The following is a 15,809-nucleotide window of genomic DNA, read 5'->3' as shown; positions in this document are numbered from 1 at the left end:
GTCAACGTGGCGCAGCGCGGAAACGACCGAGATCCTATTGCGTAACTTTTTCTCCTGTGTCACACTAGTATCAATAGAGCAACTTACGTGAGGCAAAGCCTGCCCCGTTTCCTTTCTAAGATGGAGAGGAGCGGGGCTTTTTATTTTTTACTATGGATATGTAGGGAGGGTTTCAAATGGGATTCGAAGCGGAACATGATACCTGGCTGCAAGAGCATATGAAACGAAGAACGGGGGAGCGCCTGGATGCACTTCGGCGAGGGCATGGTTATGGGAATCGGTTGTTCGTCGAGCGGATTTGGTGGCCGCTGGTGGGACACTTTGACGGATTGCATCCCGAATACGAGGTGAAGGATTGGCGGGGGAGATCCTACTTTGCAGATTTTATGTGGGAGGTTGGAACTGCACGGGTCGTGTTTGAAATTATGGATTACGGCTCTCATGGCACGGATCGAACGAAATATCGGATGGATTTGAACAGGGGGCTGTTTTTGCAGTCCCAAGGCTTTCAGATCTACTACATTGCATTGGATGAGATGAAGGAGAACCCTGCGTTTATCCTCTCCTCCTTGCGGAGTATTCTGGCACCGTATTTATCTGTCGTTCAGGGGGGATCCCTGGATGTGACGCCGCGGGCCTACACTAAGATTGAAAGGGAGCTCATGCGTGCCGCCATTCGCCATCATCGGGTCATTCGCCCAACCGAGGTGGCGCGAGAACTGGAGCTGCACACGTTGACAGTCATTAAGTACTGCCGAATCCTCGTGGAAAAAGGGAAGTTCCGCGCCATAGCCAAAGGGAGCTCCGGACGCGTCACTTCATATGAGTATGTGGGTTCGTTGCTGAGCCCGGATTTGGTGTGAGTGGCGGGGTGGCGCTGATTTGGGGAAATGTATTCGAAAAATCATATACATTTGGGCCTCAGTGGATGGAAATGGCCCAATATATATGAAAAATCATATATATTAGGCCGAATTGAGAGCGAAGTGGTGAAATGTATTCGAAATTTCATATAGAATGAGCGATTTGGCGGGGATTCGAGGAAATGTATTCGAAAAATCATATAGAATGAGGGCCAGATCCAGCATCAGTTCAGAGACGGCGTCAGCACCAGAGCGGAACAAGAGCTGCACCAGAGCGACACCAGAACCCACGCCAAGGCCAGGTCCATACCAAGACCTAGTTCAAACTTAGGGCAAGACAAAGTATACTGGCCGGGGATGGCTGCTGATGATCTAGGGCTAGACCAGCTTCTTCCGCAGGTAACCGGACATCCAGTCCACGAGAGTGATCATCGCGATGATTCCGAGCAGGATGATGCCAACGCGCTCCCAATCCCGCGAGCTCAGGGCGAAGATCAGCGGGGTGCCGATGCCGCCGGCACCGATGACGCCAAGGATCGTCGCGGAGCGCAGGTTGATCTCGAACCGGTACAGCGTGTAGGACAGGAATCCCGGCAGCACTTGGGGGAGCACAGCAAACCACAGGATTTGCAGGCGGTTCGCCCCGGCTGCGATCAACGCTTCGGCGGGACCGTGATCCATGTTCTCGATTTCGTCGGCGAACAGCTTGCCGAGCATGCCGACCGAGTGCAGCCCAAGCGCCAGCACACCAGCAAAAGCGTTAGGTCCCACCGCTTTGATGAACAGCAGCGCCATCACGATTTCCGGGAAGGTGCGGACAAAGCTGAGCAGCATTTTGCCTGAGCCGGATACGAAACGCGACTTGCCCCGATTGGCCGCCGCCCAGAAGGCGAACGGCAGGCAGACCAGTGTGGAAACGAACGTGCCCAGGATCGAGATGGTTAGGGTCTCCAGCAGGCCGCGCAGCAGATCCTCCCCGTCCGGCAAATAGACGTAATCCCAATCTGGCGAGAACAAGCCCGAGAGGATCGACTTTGTAATTTGGCCGGCCGTTTGTTTGATTCCGTCAAATGGGATTCCAGCAAAAGCCCATACATAGAGAAGAAGGAGCAGGATATAGATCAGCCAGCGGTAACGGTTCTTTTTGGGCTTCGGCACTTTGTGCTGCCAAGTCGTTGTGTTTGTTGTCATAATAATTTCTCCCGCAGTTTAGTGCTTGCATAATCGATCAACAGGACGACCGCGAGCGTAAACAAGATGATCATGCACGTCTTGTCATACTCCAGGAAACCTAAAGTGACTTCGTAATAATGTCCGATCCCGCCGGCCCCAACCAGACCCAGCACCGCCGCGGCGCGAATGTTAATTTCGAACGTGTACAACACGTAAGAAATAAAATGGGCCTGAATCTGCGGCACAACGCCAAAGGCGATCCGCTGGACGGGCGTGGCCCCGACGGCCGTCATCGCTTCCAGCGGCCCGCGGTCAATCGTCTCCAGCGCTTCGTATGTCAGTTTGGCGATCAGGCCAAACGAGAAGACGGTCAGCGCCATGATGCCGGGAAGCGGGCCGAGCCCAAAGATGGCGACGAAAATGGCCGCCAGCAGCAGGTCTGGAATCGTCCGCACGAGGTTCAGTAAGAAGCGGACGGGCTGGTAGATCCAAGCGCTGCGGCTGAGGTTAGAGGCGCAGAGCAGCGCCACCGGTACGGCGAGGATCGCGCCAGACGTCGTGCCGATCAGCGCCATGCGGATCGTCTCTAGCATCGCCGGAACGATATTGTCGAAGTAGCTCCACTTCGGCGGGAACATCTCCCGCAGCAGATCCAGCATGTTCGGCGAGCCCTGGATCAGCTTGCCCCACGAGGCGTCGGTGTCCACAGCGCTGCCCCACAGCAGGAGCAGAATGATCACAGCGGTCAAATAATGCCTCAGCTTGCTGGGGGCCTGGGGCCAATTCCGATTAAAGCCGGCTTGGCCGGACGGGTTAGTGCTTAGACTGGCGTTAATGTTAGCGTTGGTGTAGGCGTTAGTATTGGTCTTAGTGTCGGCGCTCGTACTGACATGGGCATCAGCGCTAGGAGCAATATTTGCTCCAGCTTTGGCCTTCGTATCGGTGCTTGGACGTGGATTCGTGTGCATCAAGCCTGCGCCTCCAGCACTTGCGGCCCCGGGAGTCGGCTGGCCAACAGCTCTTCCCGGTCGATCGCGCGGCCGTAAATTTCCGCGAACCGCTCGTCCGTCGCCTCCGACACAGGTCCGTCGAAGACAACCTGGCCCGCGCGGAGCCCGATAATGCGCGTGGCATAGCTGCGCGCCAAGTTGATAAAATGCAGGTTAACGACCGTCGTTATGCCAAGCTCGACGTTAATGCGCTTCAAATCATCCATGACCTGCTTGGTCGTCAAGGGATCCAGGGACGCCACGGGCTCGTCGGCGAGGATGATTTTGGCCTCCTGCGCCAATACGCGGGCGATCGCCACCCGCTGCTGCTGTCCGCCGGAGAGCTGGTCGGCCCGGACGTAGGCTTTTTCCACGATGTTCACGCGCTCCAGCGCCTGAAAAGCTAACTCCACATCCGCCTCCGGAAAACGGCCAAACAGGGTGCGCAGCGTGGAATGGTAGCCGACCCGGCCAGCCAGCACGTTGCGCAACACGGAGGAGCGCTTTACGAGATTGAAGCTTTGGAAGATCATGCCGATGTCGCGGCGAATCATCCGCAGCGGCTTGCCGGTGGCTTGCGTGATCGACTTGCCGTCGATGAGGATATCGCCTTCCGAAATGTCGTGCAGCCGGTTGATGGACCGCAGCAGCGTCGATTTGCCGGCACCGGACAAGCCCACGATGGCTACGAATTCGCCGGGCTCGATTTTTAGGTTGATTTGATCCAGACCTTTGGTGCCGTTCGGATACGTTTTTGTTACATTGCGCAGTTCTATCACGTTTGGGCTCCTTTTTCACAAAAAATAATCTGGAAAAACGCACAGCCAGCCGGGAGCATACAGTGCTCCGACTGGCTTGCAGGGGCTATTCGTCAAATTTCGTACAATTGCCTATTCCGTTTTCACTTTCTCGTTATACTCGCGGACGATGTCGAACACGCTGTCGTTGGAATCGACATAGCCTTCATGCTTGTAGATATCCGCGATGATTTGGTGCCCTTCCGGATCTTTGCCGATCTCGATAAAGGCATCCTTCAGCTTTTGCGCCCATTCGGCGCTCATGTCGGAACGGACGGAGATCGTATCGTTTGGAATCGGCTCCGTGTACGTCAGCACGCGAGTGTCTTCGAACACGGTTGGATAATCCTTCACGACCGTGTTCCGGGCATCCTGGAAGATCGCCGCAGCATCGACATCGCCGTTCAGGACCGCGATAACGCCTTGGTCATGGCCTTTCACCGTGATCGGCTCCACGTCGGACAGCGGATCCAAGCCAGCTTCTTGGAGCTTGGCGGCCGGCCAGACATAACCGGCGGAAGACGTTACGTTTTGGTAGGCGATTTTTTTGCCTTTCAGGTCGGCCACGGACTGGATGTCGGAATCTTTCTTGACGATAATCATCGCTTTGTAGAAATCTACCAGTTCATCCGTTGGTGCACCGGTCTCATCTTGTACCCCGAAACGCTGTGCTTGCAAAATGACCTCGGCGGCACCTTTTTCTTTGGCCAGCACGTAAGCCGTGGGAGGCAGGAAGCCGACATCCACTTGCTTGGAAGCCATCGCTTCAATGATCGTATTGTAGTCAGTCGACACGCTGACTTTAACCGGAACGCCCAGACGGTCGGACAGCAGCTTCTCGAGCGGCTTCGCTTTAGCTTCCAGCGTATCAGCGTTTTGCGAAGGCACAAATTGGACGGTCAGCGTTTCAGGAACGTAGCCAGTATCTGCGGACGTGTCAGCCGCATTCGTGGATGCGTTGGATCCGGCATTGGAAGACGCAGCATTCGATTGACCGGATTCGGCCGATGCATTTCCGCTAGTGTTCGCCGGAGCGTTGTTTGCACAAGCGCTCAGGATCACGGAGATTGTCAAAAATAAAGGCAAAACAAACTTACCCATCTTCTTCAAGCGTATGACCTCCACTATTCTCATTTTTAGGTTCGTGACTACTATAAAAAAGATTTATTAACCTGCCGTCAGCGGAATGGTGGAAGTATGTAAAAATTCCATTTTTTCAGGAGTTTACAAAACTCGCGATCTTCGTTGCTAGAATGAGGAGTGCAATGAATTGGAATCCGAGGTGAAGGTGATGGAACAACATACGGAACGTGGTGCTGGTGCGATCTCATCGAGGCAGGAGGAAGTTCTCTGTAAAATCCTGGTCACCAGCGACATCCACGGCTTTATTTATCCAACAGATTACCGTACGACGGAGGAACGGCCGCTGGGTCTGGCCAAGCTGGCTACGCTCATTCGGCGCGAGCGCGCCCATACGCCCGGCTTGCTGCTGATCGATAACGGGGATGCCATTCAGGGGACGCCGCTGTGCACGTTTCACGTCAAAAATCACCCCCACGACGTTCATCCGTCCATCACGGTGATGAACCTGTTGGGGTATGACGCCGCGGTACCAGGGAACCACGAGTTCAATTACGGGCAAGAGTTGCTAGGGAAGGCGATAAAGGATGCCCGATTTCCGTGGTTGTCGGCGGGGATATTGGATGAGGGGTCGGGAGAACCGGCGTTTGGTAAGCCCTACGTGATAAAGACCACCCAGGAGGGCGTGCGAATCGCCATCTTGGGTGTCACAACCCACTATATCCCGCATTGGGAGCACCCCCGGCACATCCCGGGTTGGACGTTTCAGGATGCACTCGAGACGGTGAAAGCCTGGGTTCCCCGCATCCGGGAAGCGGAGCAACCGGATTTGCTGGTGGTCAGCTATCACGGCGGGTTCGAGCGGGATTTGGCGACGGGAGCGCCAACGGAACGGTTAACCGGCGAAAATCAGGGCTACGCGATGTGCCTCGAAGTGCCAGGCATCGACGTGTTGATCACGGGCCATCAGCATCGGATGATCGCGGGCGAAGTCGGCGGGGTCACGGTGCTCCAGCCGGGGACAGGCGGACAAGCGTTGGGGCAAATCACCGTCCGCTTCAAGCGCGGGGCTGACGGACGCTGGATCGTCCGCGAGAAAACGGCGGAGCTGCTCGTTCCGGATGCCGCCGTGGAGGCGGATGCAGAGGTGCTGGAGCTGGTGCGGCCGCTGGAATCGGCTACGCAGGCTTGGCTCGACCAGCCGATCGGCCGGGTGGAGGGGGATATGACGATCGAAAGCCCGCTCGCCTGCCGCTTGGCGGATCATCCGTTTATGGAGTTTGTTAACCGGGTTCAGATGGAGGCAGCTGGAGTAGACGTCTCCAATGCAGCGTTGCTGAGCGAGGCATCCAAAGGGTTTGCCGGCAGCATCACGTTGCGGGACGTGCTGACGAACTTCATGTACCCGAACACGTTAACCGTCCTGCGTTTGACCGGGAAGGATATCCGGGAGGCGCTGGAGCAGACGGCGAACTATTTTGTTATGGGTGAGGATGGCGAAATCGCGGTGAATCCGGCATACTCTCGGCCGAAGGCGCAGCATTACAATTACGACATGTGGGAGGGCATTGAATACGAGCTTGACATCACCCGGCCTGTAGGGCAACGGGTCGTGAAGCTGACCCGGAACGGAGCGCCGCTGCAAGACGACACCGTGGTTGACGTCGTGATGAACAATTACCGCGCCAGTGGGGGCGGCGATTACGAGATGTACCGAGGCAAGCCGGTGATTCGCGAGATCCAGACCGACATGGCGGAGCTGGTGGCGGAGTACATTCAGCGGCACGGTACGATTTATGCGTCATGTGATGGGAACTGGAGAGTGATTAAGGGATCGTCTACCGGAGCTGGCGAAACGGCATTTCGCCCACGCCCACTTCCGCTCCCGTGAGGCAGGCGGTCATTACGGAAATGAAGCAGCTGGAACGGGCCGCTGCCCTTGCGGGAGTGGCTCTGCAGGCCCTCATCAACCCCATCGTTGAGGTGGGAGCGGGTTGGGGAACATTGGCCTTGGCCCTAGCGAAGGCGAATCCGAATTGGAGATGGATTATTTAACGGAGCAAGGACTTGCCGGATCCATCGATTAGCCTGAAAAACCGTACCTCTCTGCCGTGCCTTACATCACCTTCTCCATCCCCAATTGCCCAAATTTCCGGAACAGTGACGCGCGGCTCATCACCAGCTTCACCGGAATCAGCTTGTCCGCATGGCCGGTGATCCGTTTGCGATGGCTCGGATGAAAGACGGTGAGCAGCAACCGCAGATAGGTGGTCGTCAATGTCCGGAAGGCCCCCTGTTCAACGTGGTGCGTTTCGAAGCCCAACCCATGCGTGATGCCCCGATGCAGCAACGTAATCCCTTGCAGCGCCTTCACCTGACTAAGCTGCGGGTTTCTTTGCATTTCGGCGCAGATTTGCGACATCGCGTTTTTTGCAAGCCGGGCGACCTTCAAGGCGACCCGGTTCGCCTCATTGGATTGCAGCATGGCGAGGATTTGGCGGTTATCCAAATGCAGCTCCCCAATCCAATCCCCATCCTGAATCCACGTCCCGTCCTCGCATTGCATGCTTTTGCCGCGGTATTGGGTGACAAACATTTTGCAGATGCCGAACTCTCCGGCGTACTTGGAGCGCAGTCGGCTAAACAGCTCAAATACCCGCTCCCAGCCCATCCAAACCGTTTGGACGGATTGCTTCATGATCGTTTTCACTTGCATGGAATGTCCTCACTTTCTTTTTTAAATCGTGAAGTGCTTAGATGTCTGCATCTAGACCAGCCCGGCGCTTAAAACAACGAGGAGGGCAGTCATGGCTCCAAGTAAGCCGCCCGCCAGCACATCGGAGGGGTAATGGACGCCAAGGTAAATTCGCGACAGGCCAACGATAAAAGCAAGCGGCAGAAGCAGTTGCGCCAGACCCGGAGCCGCGTATAGGAGCGGGATAAACGTCGAAAAAGCGGCCGTTGTGTGCCCGGATGGGAACGAGTAGTCCTTGAGCGGGTGGATGGAGATCCTTGCATTCTGCAACGCTTCGTATGGGCGCGTACGCTGGAATCGCTTCTTAATCACTACCGCAAGCAGATGGCTAACGGTTAGAGCGATCAGGCTGTGCCATCCTGCCCGTTGCCATGAACCCGTGGTGAAGAGGACCACAGAAAGGGTTAAAGCGATCGTAAACGCAGCACTCCCCAGATGAGTAAGTCCTTTCAGAATCCGATCCAGCCACGGGTGACTCAGCGAATGATTGCACCACCGAAACAGCCGGTTATCGTACTCGCGCAGCCGAAGATAATAGCGATGTTTCATACCAACCCCTCCAATCCCTGAAAAAGAACACGTTCTACACGCCCCAAACCACTTACTCTAACCATTTAAACCAAACCTCCAACTCAACTACGCTGCCGGTATTGTCCCCGTTGATGCTGCCGCACGGGACGAATCCAGTAAAACAGCATGATGCCGAACAACAACAGTGAGCTGATCCCAACCGTCACCGTGACGTCGAAGCTTTCTGCCATCCAGCCGCCCAGAATGGGGCCGAGGATGACACCAATCCCTTCGATGCCGGAGAGGACGCCCCAGCCGGTCGCTTTTTGTTCGGCAGGAACGTAGTGGGACAGGATGGCGTTCCATGCCGGGAGTACAGCGGCATACGCCGCACCAAGACAGACGGCGAGCAGCATCGTGCTGAAGATCTGCCGGGAGTAGATCAGCAATCCAAGGCAGGCGGCTAAGGCGCCAAAACCGGCGATCAACAGCCATTTGTAACCCCATTTGTCGGCAAGCCGGCCCATCGGAACGAGCAGCAGGACGGTCATGCAGCCCCCAGCCATCAACACGATGGAATAATCCGAATAATCCAGCGCCAAATACTCGGAGGCAAAGCTCGGCAGGACGGGCACCAGCAGACCGGCGGCAAGCGTTTGCACAATCATGCCGGGCACAAGCGGCTTCATTTGCGCAAGCTTGCTCCCGATTTCACGTATTTGCTGTTTAAATGGGACCGTAGACTCCAGCAAGCGTCGGGATGAGAAATCCATCCGTTTCAGGGCGGCCAGCAGCCACCCCGCGGCCCAGCATCCGGCCAATAGCCAGAACGATAACACATAGCTGCGGTCGATCAGAAAATTGACGCCAACTGGGCCTAGGCCCAGCGAGACGAGCCAAATCGTATAAATCGATCCCATCTGTGAGCCGCGGCGGTCCTCCCGGATCTCGGAGAGGCAGAGCAGCCAGACGGGCGAGACCCCAATCCCGATCAGGCCCGCCCCAAGGACAATCGCCCAAGGAGCATGAACTCCGTAAGAGACGAACAGGCCGAGCAGTCCGAGCAGCAGGAAGATATTCAAGATCACCCGGGCGGGGAACCGATCCAGCACGTATCCTGTGAGGACCTTAATCAGCGTGTCGGCCAAATAATGGACCGAGATCGCTAAACCAACCGCCGCCAGCGTAATCTGGCGTTCTTTGGCATAGGCGGGCAGGAATGAGATAAGAAAGGCGCTGCGGGCGATTTCTGTGAAAAACAAAATGGCCGCGCAGTGCAGAAATGCTGGAGTAAGATGATGACTGGATATCCATCGGCGAGTACTTTTCATATGTGTAAGACCCCTTGCTTCTTATTCGTGCCTTCATCGTCAACGGTGCGGCTCGCTGAATCATTAGCCGTCCGCCAACGCCGGCAGTCGGCCCGCCAGGCGCAGTACGTCCCGGACGATCGTCTCGGTGGCGCAACCCGCGGCCAGTTCGTCGTATTGCTGGAGCATCCGGGCCCGGCGGACCTCGGAATCAAGCAGCTCTTGCACCTGCTCCGCCAAGGTTCGCGGCGAGGAGGCCACTACGGCTGCGCCTTTGCGCTCCAGATACCTCGCGTTTTCCCGCTCCTGGCCGGAGAACGGCTTGTAGACCACGATCGGCGTGCGGATCTGGATCGCTTCCGACAATGTGATACCGCCAGCCTTCGTCACGATGCAAGCGGCTTCCCGTATACGGTCATGGATTGCTTCGACGTAACCGAATAGGCGGAGCCGTTCGTGACCGGCAAAACGCCGTTCCAGGCGACGCCGCAGCTTCTCGTTGCCTCCGCAGCTTCTCGTTGCCTCCGCAGACGAGGTCCACTCGCACGTCCGGCAGTGCCAACAGCTTGGCGGTGATCCGCTGGGCGTCGGGCAAAGGAATATGCGCCCCCATCATGACCAGAATGGAGCGGGATCTCTCCAAGGATCGCCTTGCCTGGGTCTGCGTCAGCGGATTTGAGGATCGCCCCGGCTCATAAAAATGCTCCCGCACGGGGATGCCGCTGACCACAATCGCCTCTGCCGGCACGCCGCGCTCCATCATCTCCCGCTTCAAATCGGCGGTCGCCACATAATAACGGTCCGGCTGCGTGAACAACCAGCGGTTGTGCAGGCTGAAGTCGGTCACAACTGTAAAGACCGGCCCCCGAATGCCGTGTTTTCGCAAGTGTTCCGTAATGCCGCCGAAGGGGAAGGTGTTGATGATCGCGTCTGGCCGCTGCTTTTGGAGCAGGGCGATGAGTTTTTTCATGCCCAGCTGGTTTCCCCATTTCGCTATAGCGCTCGTCTGCTGGAGATCCTTCGTTGCGTAATAGCTCCAACCGTAATAATCTAAGCCGTAGGTTGAGAACCACGGGCTGTATAAGTAGAGATGCCGGGAAATAGAATTGAGTCCCGGATGGGCTTCACGGTACAGGTCGATCACGCTGACCGAACGGACGCCCGAACGGGTCAGGGATTGCTCCAGCGTCCGCGCTACCTGGATATGGCCGTTGCCGTATCCGGCGGTCAGGATGACGATATGCATGTTTTGCTTCATGATAGCTGCCGCCTTTCCACCGAAATCGAAAATGCACGGTTCATTCCGTTGATTTATTCCGAGTTCCAGTATATAGGAAGGTTGGAAGAATCAAACCGGACGTTCGGCGTGATTTCATTCCGACCTTAGTCCAGTATGCGGGCCGGACCGCTTGGGATTATAACCCCCCTAGGACATCCGAGTAACCCAAGTGAATATACCTTCACTTTAGAGTGTTAATGTTAACGTTCGTTTAAGGGGGATAGGTATCTGTGTAAATGGGCGTTGAGGTGAGGCGATGGGATTCGTTTTTTTACCTGTGGCATTCGGGATGGCGGATTAGGTATAATTAAAAAATGACTTGAGTTCGTTTAGAAAGAGGATATGGATGAATAAACAATCGATTTATGGTATGACGAAGGATCAGCTGGCCGCTTGGCTGCTGGACCGTGGACATAAACGAGGCCGGGCCGAGATGGTATGGGAGGGTCTATACCGCAAACGGGTTACTGCGTTCGATGCAATGGAAGGCGTTCATCCCGAATGCCTCGCCCTGCTGAAGGAACAGTTTGTTATCGAAACCTTGGAGGAGCATGTCCGCCAAGAGTCGATCGATGGGACGATCAAGTTCCTATTCCGCTTGCAGGACGGCAACCTGATCGAGACGGTGCTCATGCGCCATAAATTTGGTCTGTCGGTTTGCGTGACAACCCAGGTTGGATGTAATATCGGCTGCAGCTTCTGCGCCAGCGGGCTGTTGAAGAAGAGCCGGGATCTGACGAGCGGAGAAATCGTAGAGCAGGTCATGAAGGTGCAGATGCATTTGGACCGGCAGGGCAAAGGTGAACGCGTCTCCCACATCGTGGTGATGGGGATCGGGGAACCTTTTGATAATTACGACAATATGGCTGATTTCCTGCGGGTCATCCAAGACCCCAAAGGACTTGCGATTGGTCCGCGCCATATTACCGTGTCGACCAGCGGGCTGGCGGACAAAATCATCGAGTTTGCCGATTCCGATCTGCAAGTGAATTTGGCTGTGTCGTTGCATGCCCCAAACAATGAGCTGCGCACGCGGATCATGAAGATCAATAAGGCGATTCCGATTGAGAAGCTGATGGCGGCGATCGACTATTACCTGGAGCGGACGAACCGGCGGCTTACGATTGAGTATATTTTGCTCAAGGGCGTGAATGACGGGACGGAACATGCGCAGGAATTGGCGGATCTGCTGGGAGACCGGTTTGTGAACGTCAACCTGATTCCGTATAATCCGGTGGATGAGCACAGCCAGTATCAGCGGAGTGAACAGAAATCCGTGTTGGCCTTCTACGATGCGCTCAAAAAACGCGGCCTCAGCGTCAGCGTCCGGCTCGAGCACGGGGCCGACATCGATGCGGCCTGCGGACAGCTGCGCAGCAAGCAGCTGAAGCAGCCGAGCTGAACTAAGCTGAGCGAGCGGGATAATGGCAGGACTTGGAGAATTGCTCCAAGTCCTTTTCTTTTGGGCTGTCGGAGGTGGGCGCTGGAATAGGACCAACTCGTATCCGTCCGTTCGTTCAACTGCAAAAGTACATCTGAAACGGGGGTTTTTTGAAATTTAGGGCGATTAGCTGTAAAAGTACAGTTGAAAATGAGACCTAGGATGGATTTCGGCTGATATTCGGAAAATGAACTGCACTTTTACACTTGAACCTTCAAAAATGCCCGGTTTTGACGCAAATGAAATGTACTTTTGCATTTCGTGGAAAGGTGGCGTACCGCGCTTGCGACAAGCGGGTGGTCGCCCCGACCGAATCTCCACTAGAGATGTCTTCGGATAACGTCCTCCAGTAAGCTGGCCACCGCATGCGGACTGCTCTGGAGTACCTCTCTCGACAGAGGCAGTCGTACGAACCGTTCATCCAGCTCCAGCGCCTCGGCGAACAAGCCGCTTAAGCCGCGGGCCCGGCGATCGATCTGCATCACCAGTTCCAAGGCGTCGCCCCGCGGGAAGAACAGGATCTCCAGCTCGTCGAGGTATCCGCGGAACTTGGTGCCGGGGACATATTCAAATTCCTGCACGAACGGCAGAGCGCCGCCAAGTCTTGGGGCATAGTCATTGGTCACTTCGCGCAACCGAAAGCCCAGCAAATCGACGGCATCCAGCACGGTTTGCATTTTTGCGTCCGGCAGGACACGAATCAGGTCCTCATCCTTTGGATCCAAGGCCATCTCGATGTCGAGTCCGCTTTCTACCCAGATCGGCACGTTATGCAGCGTCACCGGCATTTGCTCTGGAAGCCGGAACCGGAACGGGATCTGCTTCCGCTCCCCGGGCCGCAGCTCGAAGCCTTCGGTGACAAGGTATTTGGCGATCGTGCCGGTTGTTCTTATTTTGCGGTCATTGGATTCGCGCAGGTAGTTGGTTTTCAGCTTCAAGTAAATGTTACCGATCGATTGCTCAGTCTGTCCGCCATCCACATAAACGGTACCGCTGATCTCACCGCCCAGCCGGACTTCGTCGACATCCAGCTCCGTATTGATCTGCGCCGAGCCGATCCCCACACTGGCTAGCATTTTCTTGATAAACGACATAGTTCAACCTACCTCCAACATGGATTTGGTTCTGACTGATTTTGTAAGTATGAGTGCGATTCGGAAATTATTACGTATTCAGGATGGTTGTGGTTTCATTCATTCCCAATGATCCTTTATAAACGGTTTGTTATTTTTTCATAGACAAGCTAACATATGGGGTACAATCGTAATCCTCGAGGTGAAGGAGGTATTCTGGTGCTGCTAGAGGTTATAGCAACCTGTGTGGAGGACGCCATCGTGGCGGAGGCGAATGGAGCGGATCGGCTGGAGCTGATTACGGCGATCACGGAAGGGGGACTGACCCCCGGTATTGGCTTGGTTCAACAAGTGGTGAAGGCGGTGGCCATTCCCGTTCACGTGATGGTGCGCCCGCATAGCCGGTCTTTTGTGTACGGAGAAGCCGATTTGCTGACGATGGAAGCCGAAGTCCGAGCGATTGCCGAAGCGGGGGCGGCGGGCATCGTGTTTGGCGCGCTGACGGCCGATCGTAAGATCGACGAGGCTGCGCTGGAGCGGATTTTGGTGCTGACCGGCGGGCTTAACGTTACGTTTCACCGGGCGTTTGACGAGTTGGCCGATTTGCCGTCCGGATTGCGCACGCTCATGAAGTACCCGCAGGTAAACCGGGTGCTGACATCGGGCGGACCGCGCTCTGCGCCGCAGGCGGTTTCCGAGATTCGGGAGCTGGTGGAGCTGGCACGCGGCAGCTCGCTGCGCATTTTAGCTGGACACGGCTTGACCCTGGAGACGGTCTCGCAAGTCATTGCCAATACGGGCGTGACCGAAGTGCATTTCGGTTCTGCCGTACGAATCGGCGGGGACGGGCTGGCTCCCCTCGACCCCTCCAAGCTGCTGAGCTTATCTCGTTTATTGCGTGGCATAAATCGACAGGGAACACCATAATATAACAAAAATTTACTGGATACGACACCTCTTCGGGAGATAAGATGTCATTATATCCCATAAAGAGGAGCGTTTCCTGAATTTATGTCAATTCATCCCAAGAACCAACAAACTTTTGCTCAACGATGTGTATTGGCTTTCCTGTGCGTACTGCTAATGCTTGAAACGGTGGGCGCGTCAACTTCGGCGATGGCAGCATCAACTTCAACTGCATCTCCCGTATCTTGCGGGCCGGGCTGCAATCGTTATGACATTGTCATGATCGGCAGCGAAATTGAAGGGGTGCTCTTGGCAAAGCGAGCGCATGATGCCGGGCTAAGCGTACTGATCCTCGATCCGCGCGAGAAGCCGGGCGGGGAGCTGATCCAAGGGCAGATGCTCGTGCTGGACGAACCCAACGACAATCGCAAGCGCAGCTTGGTGCAAGGCGAAATGAAATCCCTGTACGACGGCTACAATGCCGGGACGATTCGCAAATTGTCCGCCTTTGAAAGCTATTACCGCAAGCTGATCCGCGGGATTCCTATGCGCAGCGGCATCGCCATCGACGGCGTGGAGATTGAAGAGACCGGCAAGTCTGGGAAAGGGAAAACGCTGAAATCGATCACCTACCTGGCCAAAGACGGCAAGTTGTATCAAGTACAGGCGGGGTATTTTGTGGAAAATACCGATTTTAACGCACTCACCGTCCATCTTGGCAATAAACGGATCCCAGGGATGGAAAGCTTGTACAACGGCAAGAAGCCGGATTATATGGCGGCTACTTATATGCTGCGGTTCAAGGGCGTCAACTGGGGGAAGCTGCATCAAGCGGTGCTGGAGGATTATCCGCTGACGAATGTCGTCAAGAAATACGGCCCCAATACATATGTCGATTGGGATTTTGCCACCGGCTTCAGCAACATCACCTACCAGTACAAGCCGCGGGATTCCCAATTACTGCTGAGAGGACTGAATGCCACCTATCAGAAAGACGGCGAAGTGATCGTCAATGGCTTGCTGATTTACGATGTCGATCCGGCCGATCCGAAATCGGTCCGTTCCGCCGTGGCTAAGGGCAAGGCCGAAGCGCCGTATATCGCCAAATTTTTGCGTCAGCATATTCCCGGCTTCAGCAAAGCTGAGCTGAACGGGTATCCCGAATATTTGTACATCCGCGACTATAACCGTTATGAAACGGAGTACGTGCTGACTTATAAGGACGTGATGTCGAGCCGGATGTTCTGGGACAATGTGACGCTTGGAGGATATCCCGTCGATTTGCAGGCGACCCGCGCCGTGAAGAAGGGCATCGGTTACGGTAAGCCGGATCGCTACGGGATTCCCCTGCGTTCCTTTGAGCTGAAGTCCTACGACAACGTCCTGGTAGCTGGCAAAAATATCGGTGCGGATATCAAAGCCTACGGAAGCGCCCGCATCATTCCAACCACCGCGCTGGCCGCGGAAACGATGGGCATCCTGCTCGCGCGCGAATGGAAGAAGGGCCATAAGCGGTTAAGCGAGCTGACCCCAGCTGATTTCCGCCGAATCCACCAATATTTGAAGAAGGATTACAACATCCGGATTGATCAATGATCTGCGCACGGAAGTTCACCGCTTTGCATGGCGATCC

At 55.5% G+C, this 15,809-nt stretch carries 16 protein-coding genes; 6 read left to right on the top strand and 10 right to left on the bottom strand.

The features are described 5' to 3' along the window. Window positions 1-176 precede the first annotated feature (176 nt). Entirely contained in the window at window positions 177-863 is a 687-nt protein-coding gene (locus tag U9M73_RS16580; RefSeq protein ID WP_323078120.1) for a hypothetical protein, read from the top strand. Window positions 864-1,241: 378 nt separating this feature from the next. Here U9M73_RS16580 and phnE (U9M73_RS16575) read toward each other — a convergent pair whose 3' ends face one another. The 4 genes from phnE (U9M73_RS16575) to U9M73_RS16560 all read right to left on the bottom strand — a co-directional run bounded on the left by phnE (U9M73_RS16575) (window position 1,242) and on the right by U9M73_RS16560 (window position 4,932). Next, entirely contained in the window at window positions 1,242-2,054 is an 813-nt protein-coding gene (phnE, locus tag U9M73_RS16575) for a phosphonate ABC transporter, permease protein PhnE (protein WP_009223550.1), read from the bottom strand. After that, a complete protein-coding gene (phnE, locus tag U9M73_RS16570; protein WP_323078119.1) occupies window positions 2,051-3,004 on the bottom strand; it encodes a phosphonate ABC transporter, permease protein PhnE in 954 nt (317 codons plus the stop codon). Before phnE (U9M73_RS16570) ends, phnE (U9M73_RS16575) begins: the two co-directional genes overlap by 4 nt. Next, window positions 3,004-3,804, bottom strand: a complete 801-nt coding sequence (phnC, locus tag U9M73_RS16565) for a phosphonate ABC transporter ATP-binding protein (protein WP_323078117.1) — start codon at window positions 3,802-3,804, stop codon at window positions 3,004-3,006. The genes phnE (U9M73_RS16570) and phnC overlap by 1 nt, the downstream gene beginning before the upstream one ends. A gap of 111 nt (window positions 3,805-3,915) precedes the next feature. Further along, the gene (locus U9M73_RS16560; RefSeq protein ID WP_323078116.1) at window positions 3,916-4,932 is read right to left on the bottom strand and encodes a phosphate/phosphite/phosphonate ABC transporter substrate-binding protein; all 1,017 of its coding nucleotides are present in this window, start codon (window positions 4,930-4,932) and stop codon (window positions 3,916-3,918) included. Between the two features lie 181 nt (window positions 4,933-5,113). Here U9M73_RS16560 and U9M73_RS16555 point away from each other — a divergent pair, with 181 nt between their 5' ends. Then, on the top strand, window positions 5,114-6,793 hold the full coding sequence (locus tag U9M73_RS16555; protein ID WP_323079154.1) for a bifunctional metallophosphatase/5'-nucleotidase: 1,680 nt from the start codon (window positions 5,114-5,116) through the stop codon (window positions 6,791-6,793). 20 nt (window positions 6,794-6,813) lie between these two features. After that, complete coding sequence (locus tag U9M73_RS16550; RefSeq protein WP_323078115.1) at window positions 6,814-6,957, top strand: hypothetical protein; 144 nt, start codon at window positions 6,814-6,816, stop codon at window positions 6,955-6,957. 61 nt (window positions 6,958-7,018) lie between these two features. Here U9M73_RS16550 and U9M73_RS16545 read toward each other — a convergent pair whose 3' ends face one another. From U9M73_RS16545 to U9M73_RS16525, 5 genes are all read right to left on the bottom strand, one after another. Beyond that, the gene (locus U9M73_RS16545; RefSeq protein ID WP_323078114.1) at window positions 7,019-7,618 is read right to left on the bottom strand and encodes a YkoP family protein; all 600 of its coding nucleotides are present in this window, start codon (window positions 7,616-7,618) and stop codon (window positions 7,019-7,021) included. Window positions 7,619-7,669: 51 nt separating this feature from the next. Continuing rightward, window positions 7,670-8,206: a phosphatase PAP2 family protein gene (locus tag U9M73_RS16540; RefSeq protein ID WP_009223557.1), complete on the bottom strand. Its 537-nt coding sequence runs from the start codon at window positions 8,204-8,206 to the stop codon at window positions 7,670-7,672. A gap of 83 nt (window positions 8,207-8,289) precedes the next feature. Then, window positions 8,290-9,498, bottom strand: coding sequence for an MFS transporter (locus U9M73_RS16535; protein ID WP_323078113.1), 1,209 nt, complete (start codon window positions 9,496-9,498; stop codon window positions 8,290-8,292). 63 nt (window positions 9,499-9,561) lie between these two features. Next, window positions 9,562-9,957, bottom strand: a complete 396-nt coding sequence (locus U9M73_RS16530; RefSeq protein WP_323079152.1) for a glycosyltransferase — start codon at window positions 9,955-9,957, stop codon at window positions 9,562-9,564. Continuing rightward, window positions 9,893-10,735, bottom strand: coding sequence for an MGDG synthase family glycosyltransferase (locus U9M73_RS16525; RefSeq protein ID WP_323078111.1), 843 nt, complete (start codon window positions 10,733-10,735; stop codon window positions 9,893-9,895). The genes U9M73_RS16530 and U9M73_RS16525 overlap by 65 nt, the downstream gene beginning before the upstream one ends. Before the next feature lie 367 nt (window positions 10,736-11,102). Between U9M73_RS16525 and rlmN the strand changes: the two genes are divergently transcribed. After that, entirely contained in the window at window positions 11,103-12,158 is a 1,056-nt protein-coding gene (gene rlmN, locus U9M73_RS16520) for a dual-specificity RNA methyltransferase RlmN (RefSeq protein WP_009223560.1), read from the top strand. Window positions 12,159-12,517: 359 nt separating this feature from the next. On the opposite strand, the gene U9M73_RS16515 is transcribed toward rlmN, so the two are convergent. Beyond that, entirely contained in the window at window positions 12,518-13,291 is a 774-nt protein-coding gene (locus tag U9M73_RS16515) for a sporulation protein (RefSeq protein WP_323078110.1), read from the bottom strand. A gap of 198 nt (window positions 13,292-13,489) precedes the next feature. On the opposite strand from U9M73_RS16515, the gene U9M73_RS16510 reads away from it, so the two are divergent. Continuing rightward, on the top strand, window positions 13,490-14,197 hold the full coding sequence (locus tag U9M73_RS16510; RefSeq protein WP_323078109.1) for a copper homeostasis protein CutC: 708 nt from the start codon (window positions 13,490-13,492) through the stop codon (window positions 14,195-14,197). 84 nt (window positions 14,198-14,281) lie between these two features. After that, window positions 14,282-15,772, top strand: a complete 1,491-nt coding sequence (locus U9M73_RS16505) for an FAD-dependent oxidoreductase (protein WP_009223563.1) — start codon at window positions 14,282-14,284, stop codon at window positions 15,770-15,772. Window positions 15,773-15,809 lie beyond the last annotated feature (37 nt).

The organism is Paenibacillus phoenicis (assembly GCF_034718895.1).
Classification (GTDB): domain Bacteria; phylum Bacillota; class Bacilli; order Paenibacillales; family Paenibacillaceae; genus Fontibacillus; species Fontibacillus phoenicis.
Note: the sequence above shows the minus strand (reverse complement) of the source record. Positions and strands in the feature narration are given on the sequence as shown.